The organism is Pseudomonas sp. 1176_21, from assembly GCF_052850635.1.
On the sequence record NZ_VXCV01000004.1, the window covers coordinates 189,689 to 208,266 of the forward strand.

Consider the following 18,578-nt stretch of genomic DNA (forward strand, 5'->3'; position numbering starts at 1 on the left):
CGGATCGGCATGATCGCGAGTAAGATTCAGACATTATTTTTCCATAGGGATTGGTAACTTGGTCGGATACATCGTCCAGTCGCGCGCAATCCAAAAAGGTGATTGATGCGCCCACAAACGCCCGAAGCAGAAACCCCCGTTAGCGCCGCCCAGCCCATCGCCCCGCATCGCCTGCGCTGGCTGGAACTGCTCAGCCGGTATCGTCAGCCGATCGGCCTGGCGGTCACCCTGCTACTGTTCGGCATCGCCCTGATTGCCTGTCGCCATCTGCTCAGCGAGCTGGATATCTATGCCCTGCACGACTCGCTGCTGAGTGTGCCCAAGCCCGCCCTGGCCGGTGCACTGCTGGCCACGGTCGCAGGCTTTGTCATCCTGCTGGGCTATGAATGGTCAGCCAGCCGTTATGCCGGGGTCCGGCTGCCTTCAGCCACCCTGGCCATGGGCGGCTTCTGTGCATTCGCCATCGGCAACGCGATCGGGTTGTCGCTGCTGTCCGGCGGCTCGGTGCGTTACCGGTTGTACGCCCGCCACGGCATAGGCGGTGCCGAAGTGGCCCGCATGACGCTGTTTGCCAGCCTGTCGCTGGGCTGCGCGCTGCCGCCGCTGGCAGCGCTGGCCACCCTGAGCAACCTGCCCGCCGCGGCCATGGCGCTGCGCACGCCGGCCCCGGTACTGGCAGCCATCGCCGTCGCGGTACTGGGCCTGAGCATGGCCCTGGCCTACGGGCTGTACCGGCGTCGACTGCCGGAACAGCCGCTGGCCGACAACCTGCTGGTACGCATACGCCGACGCACACTGCGCCTGCCGGGCGCGCGCCTGACCTTGCTGCAGCTGCTGATCACCGCACTGGACGTGGCCGCCGCCGCCACGGTGCTGTACCTGCTGCTGCCCGAGGCTCCGCCCTTCGGTGCGTTCCTGCTGGTGTACCTGCTGGCCCTGGCTGCCGGTGTGCTCAGCCACGTGCCCGGCGGGGTCGGGGTCTTTGAGGCCATCCTGCTGGCCGCCTTCGCCGACCAGCTGGGGGCTGCGCCACTTGCCGCTGCGCTGCTGCTGTACCGCCTGATCTATGTCGTGCTGCCGCTGCTGGTGGCCTGCGTGGTCCTGCTGGCCAGTGAAGCCAAGCGCTTTCTGTTCGCGCGCCAGGCCATGAAGGTGGCCTCCGGGCTTGCCGCACCGGTACTGGCGATTCTGGTGTTCCTGTCGGGCGTGGTGCTGTTGTTCTCCGGGGCCACGCCCGAAATCGACACGCGCCTGGAGCACCTGGGTTTCCTGGTGCCGCACCGCTTGATCGATGCCTCGCACTTCGGCGCCAGCCTGATCGGCGTGCTGTGCCTGCTGCTGGCCCAGGGCCTGCGGCGGCGCCTGTCGGCAGCCTGGATACTCACCACCGTGCTGCTGCTGGTCGGCGCCCTGCTGTCGCTGCTCAAGGGCTTCGACTGGGAAGAGGCCAGCCTGCTGACGCTTACCGCCTGCCTGCTGGCAGTGTTCCGCGGTTCATTCTACCGGCCCAGTCGACTGCTCGAGCTGCCCTTCTCGCCGGTCTACGTGGTGGCCAGTGCCTGTGTGATCGGCGCGTCGGTGTGGCTGCTGCTGTTCGCCTACCAGGACGTGCCCTACAGCCACCAGCTGTGGTGGCAGTTCACCCTGGACGCCGATGCCCCGCGCGGGCTGCGCTCATTGCTCGGTAGCGCGGTACTGCTGGTGATCGTTGCACTGACCTGGCTGCTGCGTACCGCACGCCCGACCATCCACCTGCCTACAGGTGACGAGCTGCAACGGGCCAACCGCATCCTGCAGAGCTCCGACCAGCCCGATGGCGGCCTGGCGCTGACCGGCGACAAGGCGTTGCTGTTCCACCCTCAGGATGACGCCTTCCTGATGTACGCCCGCCGCGGGCGCAGCCTGGTGGCGCTGTACGACCCGATCGGCCCGGCCCAGCGCCGCGCCGAGATGATCTGGCAGTTTCGCGACCTGTGCGATATCCATCACGCTCGACCGGTGTTCTACCAGGTGCGTGCCGAGAACCTGCCCTTCTATATGGACATCGGCCTGACCGCGATCAAGCTGGGCGAAGAGGCCCGCGTGGACCTGCTGCGCTTCGACCTCGACGCCAAGGGCAAGGAGATGAAAGACCTGCGCTATACCTGGAACCGCGGCGGGCGCGACGGCCTGAGCCTGGAGATCCACGAGCCCGGGCAAGCCCCGCTCGAGGAATTGAAGGTGATTTCCGATGCCTGGCTCGAAGGCAAGAACGTGCGCGAAAAAGGCTTTTCGCTGGGCCGCTTCAGCGCAGAGTACCTGCAGCACTTCCGCATCGCGCTGATTCGCTTCCAGGGCCAGCCGGTGGCCTTTGCCAACCTGCTCGAAACCCACAGCCGCGAGCTGGCCAGCCTGGACCTGATGCGCGCGCACCCGCAAGCACCAAAGCTGACCATGGAGTTTCTGATGATCGGCCTGATCCAACACTACAAGACGCATGGATATGCGCGCTTCAGCCTCGGCATGGTGCCGTTGTCCGGGCTGCAGCCGCGTCGCGGCGCACCTCTGACCCAGCGCCTGGGCTCGATGGTGTTCCAGCGCGGCGAGCAACTGTACAACTTCCAGGGCCTGCGCCGCTTCAAAGACAAGTTCCAGCCTGACTGGGAACCCCGTTACATGGCCGTACCCGCCGGGCTCGATCCCCTGGTGGCCCTGGCCGATACCGCCGCCCTGATTGCAGGCGGCCTGACCGGATTGGTGAAACGCTGATGATTCGACGCTACTGGCTTCATGTACTGGCCGCCCTGGTGCTGGCCCTGCTCGCGGCGGCCCTGGGCTTCTGGCTGTGGGCCCGCCCTGCCCCGCAACCGCACCTTGAACATTTGACCCTGGCCGATGGCAGCAGCCTGGTGCGGGTTACCCCAAGCACGCGAGGCAAGGACCTGGTGGCCGTGGCCGTGCCGCAGGACCAGGCCCTGAGCGACAAGCAACTGATCGACCTGAGCCAGAGTGCCCGCGCCCAGCTGGTACAGGTGATCCTGCCGCCGAGCGACTGCAACCTGCAGCAGCAGGCGCTGCAGCAGGCCTTGCAACAGTTGCAGGGCACGCCGACGCTGGTTGCCGGCATCGGCCCGGGAGCCGGGCTGGCCTGGAGCTGGCTGGCCGGGCAGACCAACGACAAGGCCCAGGCCATCTCCGTGGGGTTCAGCATCGAGCAGCCCGGCTGCAGCGCCGCGCTGCCCAAGTCGGCCGCCCATGGTCACTGGAACGTGGCCTGGAACGACAACCCGGATGACGCCAGCGCCGCCTTCGTGCGCGACCAGGCCAATGCACAGACCAGCATCAGCGATTACGACATCCACCTGCCCCAGGTGCTCAAGGCCCAACTGACCCAGGCCCTGCTGGGCGTGGATGGCAATGCACTGAGCATTCCGGTGGTGGAAGTGCCGGCCGGCCAGACCACCGACACCGTGACGCTGTTCCTGTCCGGCGATGGCGGCTGGCGCGACCTTGACCGCGACGTGGCGGGCGAGATGGCCAAGCTGGGCTACCCGGTGGTGGGCATCGATACCCTGCGCTACTACTGGCAGCACAAGACACCGGAGCAGAGCGCAGTCGACCTGTCCGAGCTGATGCAGCACTACCGCCAGAAGTGGGGCACCAAACGCTTCGTACTGACCGGCTATTCATTCGGTGCCGACGTGCTGCCGGCGATCTACAACCGCTTGCCACCCGAAGACCAGAAGCGCATCGATGCGGTGATTCTGCTGGCGTTCGCGCGCAGTGGCAGTTTCGAGATCGAGGTCGAGGGCTGGCTGGGCAATGCCGGCAAAGAGGCGCCAACCGGGCCTGAGATGGCCAGGATGCCGCCGAGCAAGGTGCTGTGCATCTATGGTGAAGAAGAGGCCGATGAAAGCGGCTGCACCGACCATACCGCCGTGGGTGAGCGCGTGAAGCTGCCCGGCGGGCACCACTTCGACGAAAACTACCCGGCCCTGGCCAAGCGCCTGATCAGCGAGATCGAAACGCGCCAGGGGAAGTCCAGCGTCGCTGAACAGTAGAAGCCTCGCCGGCAAGGCCGGCTCCTGCAACGGATCGCATCCTGCAGGAGCCGCCTTGGCGGCGAAAGCTCCCGCTAGATCTCCACCTGCGTACCCAGCTCGATCACCCGGTTCAATGGCAGGTTGAAGAACCTCAGGTTGCCGTTGGCATTCTTCAGCAGGAAGGCAAACAGCACCCCACGCCAGCGCGACATGCCCACCAGCTTGGATGCGATCACCGTCTCGCGGCTGAGGAAGTAGGTGGTGCGCATGGGGCTGAAATCCAGCTCGTCCAGGTGACACAGCTTCAACGCCGCCGGCACGTCCGGCTCGTCCATGAAGCCGAAATGCAGGATCACCCGGTAGAACCCCTCGCCATACCCCTCCACCTCGAAACGCCGCTGTGGCGGTACCCGCGGTGAATCCTCGTTGACCACGGTGAGCAACACCACCTGGCGGTGCAGCACCTGGTTGTGCAGCATGTTGTGCAGCAGCGCATGGGGCACCGCGTCCGAACGCGCGGTCAGAAACACCGCCGTACCTTCCACACGGTGCGGCGGCTGCACGCGGATGCTGGCGATGAACACCGGCAATGGCAACGCGCCCTCATCCAGGCGCTCCACCAGGATCTGCTTGCCGCGCTTCCAGGTGGTCATCAGGATGAACAGCGCAATCCCTGCCAGCACCGGAAATGCCCCACCCTGCAGCACCTTGGGCACGTTGGCGGCAAAGAACAGCCCGTCGACGAACAGAAAGCCCAGCAGTACCGGTACCGCCAGCAGCGGTGGCCACTTCCACAGCAGCAACATCACCGCCGACACCAGGATGGTGGTGATCAGCATGGTCCCGGTTACCGCAACGCCATAGGCCGACGCCAGCGCGCCGGAGGACTCGAAGCCCAGCACCAGCAGGATCACCCCGACCATCAGCGACCAGTTGACCGCCCCGATGTAGATCTGCCCCTGCTCGTCGCTGGAGGTGTGCTGGATCTGCATGCGCGGCACATAACCAAGCTGGATGGCCTGGCGGGTGAGGGAGAAGGCCCCGGAAATCACCGCCTGGGAAGCGATCACGGTGGCCAGGGTGGCCAGCCCGACCAGCGGCACCAGCGCCCAGCCGGGGGCCAGCAGGTAGAACGGGTTGCGTGCCGCTTCGGGGTTCTCCAGCAGCAATGCGCCCTGACCGAAATAGTTGAGCACCAGCGCCGGCAGCACCAGCGCGAACCAGGCCCGCGCGATCGGCTTGCGGCCAAAATGCCCCATGTCGGCGTACAAGGCCTCGGCCCCGGTCAGCGCCAGCACCACGGCGCCCAGAATCGCCACGCCCATGCCGGGGTGGACGATGAAGAAGCGCACGGCCCAGATCGGGTTGAGCGCCTGCAGCACTTCGGGGCGCTGGATGATGCCGTGCACGCCCAGGGCCGCCAGCACCACGAACCAGGCCACCATCACCGGCCCGAACAGAATGCCGATGCGCGCGGTACCGTGCTTCTGGATCAGAAACAGCGCCACCAGCACGACCAGCGCCACCGGTATCACCCAGTGATCGATGCCATCGAACGCCAGTTGCATGCCTTCGACCGCCGACAGCACCGAAATCGCCGGGGTGATCATGCTGTCGCCATAGAACAGCGCCGCACCGAACAAGCCGAACACCACCAGCAGCGCACGCAACCTGGGATAAGGTGCAGCCGCTCGTCGGGCCAGCGCGGTCAGGGCCATGATGCCACCCTCCCCCTGGTTGTCCGCGCGCAGGATGAACAGCACGTACTTGATCGACACCACCCAGATCAGCGACCACAGGATCAACGCCAGGATGCCCAGCACACCATCATGGTTGACCGGCACCCCATAGCCGCCGGAGAAGACTTCCTTGAGGGTATACAAGGGGCTGGTACCGATATCGCCGTATACCACCCCGACTGCCGCCACCAGCAGGCTCAGCGGCTTTGCCGCCGTATGCCCGGCATTGGCCTGACTGCTTGCCTGAACCATCAACCACTCCCGCAACCAAGACCCAGAGGCCGGCGAAATTCGCGCCAGGCGCTATCATTTTTGCAACCCGTCGCAGCGTGCCGAACGCAGCGCTGAACGACGCGGGAGCGATGGCGCGAAGCATAGCGCAGCGTTCGTCGCATTTCTGCTAGTCAAGCGCGTTGTGCCTCGCTAGAATTGCGCACTTTTTGATCAGAGGCGCCCCAAAGCGCCCGTCAGGGCTGCCACCTTCGCGTGCCAAGCAGCCCCTCTACACCGAGGTTAACCATGTCCACCACCGCCACGCCCACCACGCCAAAGGTCGGCTTCGTTTCCCTGGGTTGCCCCAAAGCCCTGGTCGATTCCGAGCGCATCCTGACCCAGCTGCGCATGGAAGGCTATGAAGTCGTGCCCACCTACGAGGATGCCGACGTGGTGGTGGTCAACACCTGTGGCTTCATCGACTCGGCCAAGGCCGAATCGCTGGAAGTGATCGGCGAGGCCATCAAGGAAAACGGCAAGGTCATCGTTACCGGCTGCATGGGTGTCGACGCCAACAACATTCGCGACGTGCACCCCAGCGTGTTGTCGGTGTCCGGGCCGCAGCAGTACGAGCAGGTGGTCAACGCCGTGCACGAAGTGGTGCCACCACGTCAGGACCACAATCCGCTGATCGATCTGGTGCCGCCCCAGGGTGTCAAGTTGACCCCGCGTCACTACGCCTACCTGAAGATTTCCGAAGGCTGCAACCACACCTGCAGCTTCTGCATCATTCCGTCGATGCGTGGCAAGCTGGTCAGCCGCCCGGTGGGCGAGGTGCTGAGCGAGGCCGAGCGCCTGGTCAAGGCCGGCGTCAAGGAGCTGCTGGTGATCTCCCAGGACACCAGCGCCTACGGCGTCGACGTCAAGTACAAGACCGACTTCTGGAACGGCCGGCCGGTCAAGACGCGCATGCTCGAGCTGTGCGAAGCGCTCAGCAGCCTGGGCGTGTGGGTGCGCCTGCACTATGTGTACCCGTACCCGAACGTCGATGACGTGATCCCGCTGATGGCCGCCGGCAAGCTGCTGCCGTACCTGGACATCCCGTTCCAGCACGCCAGCCCCAAGGTGCTCAAGTCGATGAAGCGCCCTGCCTTCGAAGACAAGACCCTGGCACGCATCAAGAAATGGCGCGAACAGTGCCCGGAGCTGATCATCCGCTCCACCTTCATCGTCGGCTTCCCCGGCGAGACCGAGGAAGACTTCCAGTACCTGCTCGACTGGCTCACCGAAGCCCAGCTCGACCGCGTCGGCTGCTTCCAGTACTCGCCCGTCGAAGGCGCACCGGCCAACGACCTGGACCTGCCCGTGGTTCCTGATGACGTCAAGCAGGACCGCTGGGATCGCTTCATGGCCCACCAGCAGGCCATCAGCAGCGCACGCCTGCAACTGCGCATCGGCAAGCGCATCGAAGTGCTGATCGACGAAGTGGAGGAGCAGGGCTCGGTGGGCCGCAGCTTCTTCGACGCCCCGGAGATCGACGGCAATGTGTTCATCGACGGCGACCACGGCTTCAAGCCGGGGGACAAGGTCTGGTGCGTCGTCACCGATGCCGACGAATACGACCTGTGGGCCGAGCCTGTCTGACGCTTTGCGGCCTGGAAAAGCCCTGCCATCATGGCGGGGCTTTTTATTGGACTATCGTGTCCAGTACGGACACCCCAGGAGACCCTGCGATGCGCGCGCATTTCACCGTGCAAACCCCTAGCCCCCACGACTACCCTCGCCTGCTGCAGGTATGGGAAGCCTCGGTACGTGCCACCCACGATTTTCTCCCCGACAGCTACATCGTGCTGCTGCGTGAACTGGTGCCCAAGTACCTGGATGCAGTGATGCTGATCTGCTGCAAGGACAGCCAGCAACGCATCACCGGCTTTGCCGGTGTAGCGGCCGGGCGTGTCGAAATGCTGTTCGTCGACCCGCAGTATCGCGGTCAGGGCATCGGCAAGCAGTTGCTGCGGCATGCCATCAATGAGCTGAACGCCGATGAGCTCGACGTCAACGAGCAGAATCCCCAGGCCATCGGCTTCTATGCCAGCCAAGGCTTCGAAATCATCGGGCGCTCGGAAAAGGACGGCATGGGCAAACCCTACCCCCTGCTTCACCTCAGGCTAGGTCGTACACAGTCTGCGAGCACGGGCTGAAGGACGCTGTAAGGCCGATCCGAAAATCATCCCCTCACGGCATTAATAGCCGCCCGGCACGAATGTAGCCGGGCCTTCGCCCGCCCGGGCGGTTACAATGGGCGCCTTTCCCTGTGCCACGGCCGCCGTCATGTCTGAACCCATTCGTCTTTCCAAACGCCTTATCGAACTGGTCGGCTGCTCCCGACGGGAGGCCGAACTCTATATCGAAGGCGGTTGGGTGACCGTTGACGGCAACGTCGTCGACGAGCCACAGCTCAAGGTCGACGGCCAGGTCGTCGCCCTGCTGCCGGGCGCCAAGGCCGAAGCCCTGGAACCGGTAACCCTGCTGCTGCACCAGGCCGCCGACCAGGAAAGCGAAAGCGCTCGCCTGAGCATGACCCCGGCCACCTTGTCCGAGGCCCACGCCGAAGGGCATCGCCCGCTCAAGGGCCACTTTGCCCGGCTGACCTGCGTCGCCGAGCTGCAACAGGGCGCCAGCGGCCTGCAGGTGTACAGCCAGGACTGGCGTGCCGTGCGCAAGGTCACCTCGGACCTGGCCAAGCTGGAGCAGGAGTATGTGGTCGAGGTCAGCGGCGAGATGGTTGCCCATGGCCTCGAACGCCTTAACCGCGGTTTCACCTGGAAGGGCCAGGAACTGCCCCGCATCAAGGCCAGCTGGCAGAACGAGACGCGCCTGCGCATGGTGCTGAAAAACCCGGCGCCGGGGCTGATCGAGCTGCTGTGCCGCAGTGTCGGTGTCAGCGTGGTCAGCATGCGCCGTATCCGCCTGGGCGGCGTGGCCATGAGCAAGCTGCCGCTGGGCCAGTGGCGCTACCTGTCCAGCAAAGAAAAATTCTAGGCCTCGCCACTCGGGCGTTGCCACTTGATCAGGATTGTCCAATGATTCACAACGATGTGCTGCGCAGCCTGCGCTACATGCTGGATATCAGCGATGCCAAACTGGCAGAGATCACCCGCATCAACGGTTTTGACGTCAGCGATGCCGACATTGCCAGCTACCTGAAAAAAGACGAGGAAGAAGGCTTCGTGCGCTGCCCGGACGAGGTCATCGCGCATTTTCTCGATGGCCTGGTGGTGTTCAAGCGTGGTCGTGACGAGAGCCGCCCGCCTCTGCCGGTCGAACTGCCGGTCACCAACAACATCATCCTGAAAAAACTGCGGGTGGCCTTCGAGCTCAAGGAAGACGACCTGCATGCCATTCTCAAGGCGGCGGATTTTTCGGTATCCAAGCCTGAACTCAGCGCCCTGTTCCGCAAGGTCGGCAACAGCAACTACCGCCCCTGTGGCGACCAGTTGCTGCGCAACTTCCTCAAGGGCCTGACCCTGCGAGTGCGTGGCTGATTCGATCATGGCCTACAGTGTCGAGCCGGTCGGCTACGTGCGCTCCTGCTTCAAGGAGAAGTTCGCCATCCCGCGCCAGCCGCAGCTGGCTCCGGCTGCGCGCGGGGTGCTGGAGCTGGTATCGCCTTTCGATCAGGGGGAAGCGGTTGCCGGGCTAGAGCAGGTCAGCCACGTGTGGCTGCTGTTCCTGTTTCATCAGGCCCTGGAAGAGAAGCCGCGCCTGAAGGTGCGCCCGCCGCGCCTGGGCGGCAACACGTCGATGGGCGTGTTCGCCACCCGCGCCACCCACCGGCCAAACGGCATCGGGCAGTCGGTGGTGAAGCTGGAGGGCGTCGAGGCCGGGCGACTGCTGCTGTCGGGCGTCGACCTGCTGGACGGCACGCCGGTCATCGATATCAAGCCCTATGTACCCTATGCCGACAGCGTAGCCGGGGCGGTCAATCACATGGCCAGCGCCCCGCCTGCGCCGATCACGGTGCAATGGAGCGACTCGGCACTGCAGCAGGCCCATGCGCATGCGCTGCGTCTCGCAGAGCCGTTGGTGGAGCTGATAGAACAATGCCTGGCACAGGATCCACGCCCGGCCTATCAGGTGCCCCCGGTCGAGCGCGTGTACGGGGTCAGGTTCTGGGATGTGCAGGTACGCTGGCACTACCCTCAGCTGGATACGATCCGGGTGCTGGAGGTGGTGCGCGAGGCGTAGGGCCGGCGCCCGCAAGGTCGCAGGAACGCCGCGCCGGCGAATGCCGCACCACAAATCCAGGGCAAAAAAAAACGCAGACCACGGTCTGCGTTTTTTACTGGTACTGCCTGCTTACTTCTCGACGAACGCACGCTCGATCAGATAGTCACCTGGCTCGCGCATGCGCGCGGAGACTTTCAGGCCGAAGCTGTTCAGGACTTCGCTGGTTTCATCCAGCATGCTCGGGCTACCGCAGATCATCGCACGATCGTCCTGCGGGTTGATCGGCGGCAGGCCGATGTCGCTGAACAGTTTGCCGCTGCGCATCAGGTCAGTCAGGCGTCCCTGGTTCTCGAACGGCTCGCGGGTGACGGTGGGGTAGTAGATCAGTTTTTCACGCAGCGCCTCACCGAAGAACTCGTTCTGCGGCAGGTGCTCGGTAATGAACTCGCGATAGGCCACTTCGTTGACGTAGCGCACACCGTGGACCAGGATCACTTTCTCGAAGCGCTCGTAGGTTTCCGGGTCCTGGATGACGCTCATGAACGGTGCCAGGCCAGTGCCGGTGCTCAGCAGGTACAGGTGCTTGCCCGGGTTCAGGTCATCCAGCACCAGGGTGCCGGTAGGCTTCTTGCTGATGATGATCTCGTCGCCTTCCTTCAGGTGCTGCAACTGCGAGGTCAGCGGGCCGTCCGGCACCTTGATGCTGAAGAACTCCAGATGCTCTTCCCAGTTAGGGCTGGCGATCGAATAGGCGCGCATGAGCGGGCGGCCGTTAGGCTGTTGCAGGCCGATCATCACGAACTGACCGTTCTCGAAGCGCAGGCCCGGGTCGCGGGTGCACTTGAAGCTGAACAGGGTGTCGTTCCAGTGATGAACACTGAGGACACGTTCGTGGTTCATGTTGCTCATGTACGGGGGCTCCTGAAAAATAACGCAGCGCTGACCGTGAGCGCGATTGCGCGATAGTTTAGTGCGAGCGACAATATCTGTTAAATGAATTATCAAGATATGTCTTATCGGTTATATAGATATGCGATTTACACTGCGTCAACTTCAGGTCTTCGTGGCCGTCGCGCAACACCAGAGCGTCTCCCGTGCGGCCGGGATACTGGCGCTGTCGCAGTCGGCTGCGAGCACCTCCATCACCGAGCTTGAACGGCAATCCAGCTGTCAGCTGTTCGATCGTGCCGGCAAGCGCCTGAGCCTCAATGCACTGGGGCACCAGTTACTGCCCCAGGCCGTGGCCCTGCTCGACCAGGCCAAGGAAATCGAGGACCTGCTCAACGGCAAGTCCGGCTTCGGCTCTCTGGCAGTGGGCGCCACACTGACCATCGGCAACTACCTGGCCACCTTGCTGATCGGCAGCTTCATGCAGGTTCACCCGGAAAGCCAGGTCAAGCTGCATGTACAGAACACCGCCCATATCGTGCATCAGGTCGCGCACTATGAAATTGATCTGGGTCTTATAGAAGGCGATTGCAACCACCCCGACCTGGAGGTTCAGCCCTGGGTCGAGGACGAACTGGTGGTGTTCTGCGCGCCGCAGCACCCCTTGGCACTCAAGGGTCGTGCCAGCCTTGAGGAACTGACCCATGAAGCCTGGATTCTGCGCGAGCAGGGTTCAGGCACGCGCCTGACCTTTGACCAGGCGATGCGCCACCATCGCTCGACACTCAACATCCGCCTGGAGCTGGAACATACCGAAGCGATCAAGCGCGCGGTGGAATCAGGGCTCGGGATCGGCTGCATTTCACGTCTGGCGCTGCGCGATGCGTTTCGTCGCGGCAGCCTGGTGGCGGTGGAAACCCCCGACCTGGACCTGGCGCGGCAGTTCTACTTCATCTGGCACAAGCAGAAGTACCAGACCTCGGCGATGCGCGAGTTTCTGGAGTTGTGCCGCAACTTTACCGCCGGGGTACGACGCAGCGACGAAATCGTGCTGCCGCACATTGCCTAGAGCAGAATCACCGCCCACACCACCGCCACGATGCTCAACGCCACGAACTGGGCAGCACTGCCCATGTCCTTGGCGTTCTTGGACAACGGGTGGCGGTCCAGGGAAATACGATCGATCGCGGCTTCCACGGCAGAGTTGAGCAGCTCGACGATCAGCCCCAGCAGGCACACCGCGATCAGGATCGCGCGTTCGGCACGGCTTACATCCAGCCAGAAGGCGACCGGGATCAGCACCACGTTGAGCAGCACCAACTGACGAAACGCCGCTTCGCCGGTAAAGGCGGCGCGCAGGCCGTCGAACGAATAGCCGGCGGCGTTGAACACTCGTTTAAGGCCGGTCTGGCCCTTGAAAGGCGACATAGAAAGCCACTTGAACCCAATGAGGAGCGATGCAGGCTAGTGCACGCCGAGTCAAAAAAGCGTGAAGGCCAGTGGCCTTAACTCGTTGAAACCGATTCCAATTGTTGCAGCAACAACGCGGCCTGGGTGCGCGTACGCACGCCCAGCTTGCGGAAGATCGCGGTGACGTGGGCCTTGATCGTGGCCTCCGACACACTCAGCTCATAGGCAATCTGCTTGTTCAGCAAGCCTTCGCACACCATGGTCAACACGCGGAATTGCTGTGGGGTAAGGCTGGCCAGGCCCTCGCTGGCGGCCTTGGCTTCAGCGGACACATCGATCTTCTCGAAGGCTTGCGGCGGCCACCAGACATCGCCATCGAGCACTTTCTTGACCGCATCCTGAATCTGCTCCAGCGGGCTGGATTTTGGGATAAAGCCACTGGCACCGAATTCTCGGGACTTTACCACCACGGCCGCCTCTTCCTGGGCCGAGACCATCACCACCGGGATTTGCGGATACTGACCGCGCAGCAGCACCAGCCCCGAGAAACCATAGGCACCGGGCATGTTCAGGTCCAGCAGCACCAGGTCCCAGTCGTTTTTCTCGGCCAGGCGGGTTTCCAGTTCGGCGATGCTTGCCACCTCAACCAGTCGAACGTCCGGACCAAGGCCCAGGGTAACGGCCTGGCGCAGCGCACTGCGAAACAGCGGGTGGTCATCGGCAATCAGGATTTCGTATGTGGCCATCGATCTAATGATCCTGTTCTGTGCAGGCGCAGCCAGCGTGGGGGCGCCTGGCGGGGCAGCTCAAGGGCATCGGGCGGCAGTGCCGGAAGCCAAAAAGGCACGTCGGGGCCAGGAAAACAGCATTCAAGCCTTCGTCGTGCCCGAATCGGCGCCAAGGATGCCGAGCCCGGACCGGGTGGTCAAGTTCAAAGCCCGGTGGTTGTCTCGTAGCCCATGGCGCCAGTGCACACATTATGAAGCAAAGTGGCGTACTTGCCCCTTGAACTATAGGAAGGGCCGCAGTTTTTGGTGCACGGCATCGTCTTCATCCAGCACAAGCCTGTTCTTGGCGCCCAGATAATGGGTGCTGAATACGTCCAGATAGGCATCCAGTGCCTGCGAGGCCTGCTGATCATCGGCCAGTTCCAGACACATGGCTGCCACTTCAGCGGTACAGAAATGGTCGTCGCGCCGCGAGCGGCGCAATGTGTAGCGCGAGATCTGTTCAGGCTGCAGATTGAGCACCGGGAACCGTTCCAGATACGGGCTTTTGCGAAACATCTTGCGGGCTTCGGGCCACGTGGCATCCAGCAGAATGAACAGCGGGCGCTTGCCCGACGCTGGGGCGACGCTGCTGACCACTCGCTCCGGCGCCACGAACTCACCCGGGAAAACGATGTAGGGCTGCCACTGTGGATCATCGAGCAACGCTTGCAACTGTGCATCCACCGCCTTGCGTTCCCAGGCAAACGCCGTGGTGTCACCGATCACGTCGGCAATCAGCCAGCCCGTGTTCGTAGGCTTGAGTGGTTCGGTGTCATGCATGAGCAGGCAAATGCCCGAGTGCGCCTGCACCCGCGGGCGCCAGGCACACAGACAGTACTCGGGGATTACCCGGCAGCCGGGACAGCGTGGCGCACGCGAGCCGCGCGCGACGAAGGGTTTGACACTGCGCGCCAGGCGCTCGGCGCGCAGGCGCGAGACGGCATGGCTCATGACAGGGCGCAACGGTGGCAATGGGGATGGCAATAAAGGCAGGGCACGACGCAGGCTCAGCGAGACTAAAACCCCGGCAGTTTACCAGAGCCCGCCTCCACTGGCCGTATTTGCCGTGCAGCGTTGCGCGCTACTCCCTTATAATCTCCAGCCTGTACAGACCTGCCAGTACTGCCATCGCGCCTGTGACGGAACACTGCGCGCAATGACCGGTCAAATCGCCAGTTATCGAACCAGGAGAGATTCATGCTGCGTTTCATTGCCCCATCCTTGAGCCTGTTGCTTGCCCTGCCGTTGGGCGCGCATGCCGTCTCCAAGCAAGAGTACGCCCTGAACCAGAAGCTTCAAGAAGTCGCCAAGGAAAGCAGCGTGGGTACCCCTCGGGCAATCAACGAAGACATCCTCGATCAGGGCTACACTGTCGAAGGCAACCAGTTGATCAACCACCTCAGCGTTCGCGCCGGCCATGCACAAAAAATGCAGCAAAACCCGGAAGTCATGCGCGGCCAACTGGGAGACAGCGTGTGCCGTAACACCGGCTTTCGCCAGTTGATGGACCGCGGTGCCGTGCTGACCTACCGTTTCACCGAGTACAAGACCAACCGCCCGGTGATCGACCAGTCGTTCAACAAGGCCAGTTGCGTTTCCGGGCAGAAGAAGAAGTAACCAGCGTTCTCTGTTGCGCCGCTGCTCGCCATCGGCGCGCAGCTCAGCGATCAAGGCCTGAATGTGACGCGTACTCTACGCACAGTCACCACAGGCCTTGCCACTTCAGGCCCCGGTTGTTGGCCTGTACTGCGCAGTTTGGGCCCGGCTTGTCCGCCCGGCTCCCACCTGAACATCACGCACAGCCCATTGCCTGCCGCGTCCTCGCGAGCCCACGATCGACACCGGCATAACCCTGCGACAAGGTCTAGATTTATAGCCAGGACCTTTCACTTTGCGGACAAGCAGAGGGGCCTGACCGATGTGCGGCCAGGCCGAAGGTTTTGCTGCAAAAGGAGAAGTTGAATGCCGTACCAGACCAACGAATTGCTAGCCAACCATTTCAAGAACAATGCAATCGACCTGACCCACCTCGAACAACAGCTCAACCTGGTCGCCCCCAACAGCCCCAACCTGCCACTGTACCGGGACATGATGCTGACCGTGTTGCGCATGGCGCACGATGACAGCGACCGCTGGAGCGCCAAGATCACCCTGCAGGCACTGCGCGAACTCGACCACGCCTTCCGTGTGCTGCACCAGTACAAGGGGCGACGCAAGGTCACCGTGTTCGGCTCGGCACGCACCCCGGTCGAACACCCCATGTATGCCCTGGCCCGCGAGCTCGGTGCGACCCTGGCGCGCTCGGACCTGATGGTGATCACCGGGGCCGGGGGCGGCATCATGGCTGCGGCTCACGAAGGCGCAGGCGTCGACAACTGCCTGGGCTTCAACATCACCCTGCCCTTCGAGCAGCACGCCAATGCCACGGTGGATGGAACGGACAAGTTGCTGCCGTTCCACTTCTTTTTCATTCGCAAGCTGTTCTTCGTCAAGGAAGCTGACGCGCTGGTACTGTGCCCGGGTGGTTTCGGCACCCTGGACGAGGCCCTGGAAGTGCTGACCCTGATCCAGACCGGCAAGAGTCCGCTGGTACCGGTGGTACTGCTCGACTCACCGGGGGGGACCTTCTGGCAGGATGCACTGGACTTCATTACCCGCCAGCTCGAAGGCAATCGCTACATCCTGCCGAACGATCTGAAGCTGGTGCGCCTGGTGAACAACGCCGACGATGCGGTAGCGGAAATCAACCAGTTCTACAGCAACTACCACTCCAGCCGCTGGCTGAAGAACCAGTTCGTGATTCGCACACACCACCCGCTCAGCGAAGCGGCCCTGCTCGACATCCAGCAGTCCTTCGCCGACCTGCGCCTGAGTGGCGACTTCCATCAGCACGCCTATGCAGGCGAGGAGCATGACGAGGCACAGTTCAGCCACTTGTCACGCCTGGCTTTTGCCTTCAATGGACGCGATCAGGGCCGCCTGAGAGAGCTGGTGGACTTCATCAACCGCTCGGAAAACTGGGCAAAGCCTCAGCACAATGAAGCCCCCCAACGGGCACGTGAACCCCTCAAGGTCACCTGAACAGCCACACCGTGAACATGCCTGGCCTACCCCCTTTCGGGGTCGGCCATCGCTCAATCGTCCAGGCTGCGACCACTCAGCACACGACCGACCATCTCCATGGAAAAACCACGGTAGACCAGAAAACGGGTTTGCTGTGCGCGACTGCGCGGATCGGAGGGCAGTTGCCCGGAAAACTTGCGTTGCCATACATCGATCAGCAGGCTTTGCCAGTCGATGCCGCACTCACGCAAGGCCTGTTCGATATCACTACGCTGCAAACCGCGCTGACTGAGCTCTTCACGGATACGCGCAGGGCCATAGCCCGAACGGGAGCGGTAACTGATGAAACTTTCGAGATAGCGTGCTTCGCTGAGCAGGCCCTCTTCCGTCAGACGGTCGAGTTCCTGGTCGATCAATTCGGGCTCAGCGCCGCGCTGACGCAACTTGCGCGTCAGCTCGACACGACCATGCTCGCGTCGCGCGAGCAGGTCCATAGCTGTCCGCCTTACGGCGACGGGGGTATCGAGTACGACGGACATGGTCTATCTGCAAATCAGAAGTTGGCGTCGGCGTCAGCGTCGACCAGATCATCTTCAGGTTCTGCAGCAGCCGTTTTACCAGCAGCCGCAGCAGCTGCAGCTTCAACACCACCGGTCAGCAGCTTGTCGCGGATCTGCTTCTCGAGGGTCGCGGCGATTTCCGGGTTCTCTGCCAGGAACTTGGCGGAGTTGGCTTTACCCTGACCGATCTTGCTGCCCTGGTAGCTGTACCAGGCACCGGCTTTTTCGAGGAAGCCGTGCAGCACGCCCAGGTCGATGATCTCACCGTTGCGGTAGATGCCCTTGCCATACAGAATCTGGAACTCGGCCTGGCGGAACGGCGGCGCCACCTTGTTCTTGACGATCTTGACGCGGGTTTCGCTGCCGACCACTTCGTCGCCTTCCTTCACCGCGCCGGTACGGCGGATGTCCAGACGTACCGAAGCGTAGAACTTCAGCGCGTTACCACCTGTGGTGGTTTCCGGGCTGCCGAACATCACGCCGATTTTCATGCGGATCTGGTTGATGAAGATCACCAGGCAGTTGGCGTTCTTGATGTTGCCGGTAATCTTGCGCAGTGCCTGGGACATCAGGCGAGCCTGCAGGCCCACGTGCATGTCGCCCATTTCGCCTTCGATCTCGGCCTTGGGTACCAGGGCCGCCACGGAGTCGACGATGATCACGTCGACAGCGTTGGAGCGCACCAGCATGTCGGTGATTTCCAGGGCCTGCTCACCGGTGTCCGGCTGCGAGACCAGCAGGTCGTCGACATTGACGCCCAGCTTGCCGGCGTACTCGGGGTCGAGGGCGTGCTCGGCGTCGACGAATGCGCAGGTGGCGCCGGCTTTTTGTGCCTGGGCGATCACCGACAGGGTCAGCGTGGTCTTACCCGACGACTCAGGACCGTAGATTTCGACGATACGGCCCTTTGGCAGGCCGCCGATGCCCAGAGCAATGTCCAGACCCAGCGAGCCGGTCGAGATTGCCGGAATCGCCTGGCGATCGTGATCGCCCATGCGCATGACCGCGCCTTTACCGAATTGACGTTCGATCTGACCCAGGGCCGCAGCCAAGGCACGCTTCTTGTTGTCGTCCATTGAAGTCCTCACGTAATCATCGATAGGGCCTGACGGCCACAACACCTGTATAAGTAGCCAGTATTATTCCACAGGGTTTTCTTTCCGCCTACCCCCGATTTGCGATTTACTCTGCGCCAAGCTGTAACAAGCCCTCTAGGGCGGCGATTACCGTTTGTCGGCGCACCGCATCGCGGTCGCCATCGAAGTGCCGGCGCTCGCTGGCCACATGCGCACCGTCGCCCCAGGCCAGCCATACAGTGCCCACCGGTTTGGCCGGCGAGCCGCCATCGGGCCCTGCCACACCGCTGACCGCCACGGCAAAGCGTGCCCCGCTGGCAGCCTGGGCGCCGCGCACCATGGCCTCGACCACTTCCTGGCTGACCGCACCAACCTGCTGGAACAGTGCCTGGTCTACCCCCAGCTGGCGAGTCTTCTGGGCGTTGGAGTAGGTCACGTAGCCCGCTTCGAACCAGGCCGAACTGCCAGGAATACGCGTGATGGCCTCGGCGATACCGCCGCCGGTGCAGGACTCGGCCGTGGTGACTTGGGCATTGTAACGGCGCAGGTGTTCCCCCAGCCGGGCAGAAAGTGCGGTGATCGGGTCCATGGCGGGCTCCTTGAAGGT

At 63.1% G+C, this 18,578-nt stretch carries 18 protein-coding genes; 10 read left to right on the top strand and 8 right to left on the bottom strand.

Translation table 11 applies throughout. The features are described 5' to 3' along the window. Positions 1–105: 105 nt before the first annotated feature. Both mprF and FW760_RS11715 read left to right on the top strand, forming a co-directional pair. The gene (mprF, locus tag FW760_RS11710) at positions 106–2,748 is read left to right on the top strand and encodes a bifunctional lysylphosphatidylglycerol flippase/synthetase MprF (RefSeq protein WP_058541507.1); all 2,643 of its coding nucleotides are present in this window, start codon (positions 106–108) and stop codon (positions 2,746–2,748) included. Then, the gene (locus tag FW760_RS11715) at positions 2,748–4,040 is read left to right on the top strand and encodes a virulence factor family protein (RefSeq protein WP_043864256.1); all 1,293 of its coding nucleotides are present in this window, start codon (positions 2,748–2,750) and stop codon (positions 4,038–4,040) included. Before mprF ends, FW760_RS11715 begins: the two co-directional genes overlap by 1 nt. Before the next feature lie 74 nt (positions 4,041–4,114). Here FW760_RS11715 and FW760_RS11720 read toward each other — a convergent pair whose 3' ends face one another. Further along, positions 4,115–6,013 (bottom strand): potassium transporter Kup, encoded by a 1,899-nt coding sequence (locus tag FW760_RS11720; RefSeq protein ID WP_058541506.1) that lies wholly within the window; start codon positions 6,011–6,013, stop codon positions 4,115–4,117. Between the two features lie 267 nt (positions 6,014–6,280). On the opposite strand from FW760_RS11720, the gene rimO reads away from it, so the two are divergent. From rimO to tsaA, 5 genes are all read left to right on the top strand, one after another. Continuing rightward, complete coding sequence (rimO, locus tag FW760_RS11725; protein ID WP_058541505.1) at positions 6,281–7,618, top strand: 30S ribosomal protein S12 methylthiotransferase RimO; 1,338 nt, start codon at positions 6,281–6,283, stop codon at positions 7,616–7,618. An 89-nt stretch (positions 7,619–7,707) separates the two neighbouring features. Then, positions 7,708–8,175, top strand: a complete 468-nt coding sequence (locus FW760_RS11730) for an acetyltransferase (protein ID WP_116053099.1) — start codon at positions 7,708–7,710, stop codon at positions 8,173–8,175. A gap of 130 nt (positions 8,176–8,305) precedes the next feature. After that, positions 8,306–9,016 (top strand): rRNA pseudouridine synthase, encoded by a 711-nt coding sequence (locus FW760_RS11735; RefSeq protein ID WP_058541555.1) that lies wholly within the window; start codon positions 8,306–8,308, stop codon positions 9,014–9,016. 41 nt (positions 9,017–9,057) lie between these two features. Beyond that, a complete protein-coding gene (locus FW760_RS11740; RefSeq protein ID WP_043864260.1) occupies positions 9,058–9,519 on the top strand; it encodes a DUF1456 family protein in 462 nt (153 codons plus the stop codon). A gap of 7 nt (positions 9,520–9,526) precedes the next feature. Next, on the top strand, positions 9,527–10,222 hold the full coding sequence (gene tsaA / locus FW760_RS11745; protein WP_116053096.1) for a tRNA (N6-threonylcarbamoyladenosine(37)-N6)-methyltransferase TrmO: 696 nt from the start codon (positions 9,527–9,529) through the stop codon (positions 10,220–10,222). 111 nt (positions 10,223–10,333) lie between these two features. Here tsaA and fpr read toward each other — a convergent pair whose 3' ends face one another. Next, positions 10,334–11,113, bottom strand: a complete 780-nt coding sequence (fpr, locus tag FW760_RS11750; RefSeq protein WP_043864261.1) for a ferredoxin-NADP reductase — start codon at positions 11,111–11,113, stop codon at positions 10,334–10,336. Between the two features lie 121 nt (positions 11,114–11,234). Here fpr and FW760_RS11755 point away from each other — a divergent pair, with 121 nt between their 5' ends. After that, entirely contained in the window at positions 11,235–12,161 is a 927-nt protein-coding gene (locus tag FW760_RS11755; protein WP_043864262.1) for a LysR family transcriptional regulator, read from the top strand. On the opposite strand, the gene FW760_RS11760 is transcribed toward FW760_RS11755, so the two are convergent. From FW760_RS11760 to FW760_RS11770, 3 genes are all read right to left on the bottom strand, one after another. Then, a complete protein-coding gene (locus tag FW760_RS11760; protein ID WP_054914977.1) occupies positions 12,158–12,520 on the bottom strand; it encodes a diacylglycerol kinase in 363 nt (120 codons plus the stop codon). The two genes, FW760_RS11755 and FW760_RS11760, sit on opposite strands and share 4 nt — an antisense overlap. Before the next feature lie 77 nt (positions 12,521–12,597). Beyond that, positions 12,598–13,248, bottom strand: coding sequence for a response regulator transcription factor ErdR (gene erdR, locus FW760_RS11765; RefSeq protein WP_043864264.1), 651 nt, complete (start codon positions 13,246–13,248; stop codon positions 12,598–12,600). A gap of 264 nt (positions 13,249–13,512) precedes the next feature. Further along, positions 13,513–14,223, bottom strand: a complete 711-nt coding sequence (locus FW760_RS11770; RefSeq protein WP_043864265.1) for a tRNA-uridine aminocarboxypropyltransferase — start codon at positions 14,221–14,223, stop codon at positions 13,513–13,515. A gap of 246 nt (positions 14,224–14,469) precedes the next feature. Between FW760_RS11770 and FW760_RS11775 the strand changes: the two genes are divergently transcribed. Both FW760_RS11775 and FW760_RS11780 read left to right on the top strand, forming a co-directional pair. Beyond that, complete coding sequence (locus FW760_RS11775) at positions 14,470–14,889, top strand: quorum-sensing-regulated virulence factor family protein (RefSeq protein WP_043864266.1); 420 nt, start codon at positions 14,470–14,472, stop codon at positions 14,887–14,889. 345 nt (positions 14,890–15,234) lie between these two features. Then, positions 15,235–16,353, top strand: coding sequence for an LOG family protein (locus FW760_RS11780; RefSeq protein WP_043864267.1), 1,119 nt, complete (start codon positions 15,235–15,237; stop codon positions 16,351–16,353). A 53-nt stretch (positions 16,354–16,406) separates the two neighbouring features. Here FW760_RS11780 and recX read toward each other — a convergent pair whose 3' ends face one another. The 3 genes from recX to FW760_RS11795 all read right to left on the bottom strand — a co-directional run bounded on the left by recX (position 16,407) and on the right by FW760_RS11795 (position 18,560). Beyond that, positions 16,407–16,874, bottom strand: coding sequence for a recombination regulator RecX (recX, locus tag FW760_RS11785; protein ID WP_116053094.1), 468 nt, complete (start codon positions 16,872–16,874; stop codon positions 16,407–16,409). Between the two features lie 14 nt (positions 16,875–16,888). After that, positions 16,889–17,971, bottom strand: coding sequence for a recombinase RecA (recA, locus tag FW760_RS11790; protein ID WP_043864269.1), 1,083 nt, complete (start codon positions 17,969–17,971; stop codon positions 16,889–16,891). A 106-nt stretch (positions 17,972–18,077) separates the two neighbouring features. Then, positions 18,078–18,560, bottom strand: coding sequence for a CinA family protein (locus tag FW760_RS11795; RefSeq protein WP_116053091.1), 483 nt, complete (start codon positions 18,558–18,560; stop codon positions 18,078–18,080). Positions 18,561–18,578: the final 18 nt, after the last annotated feature.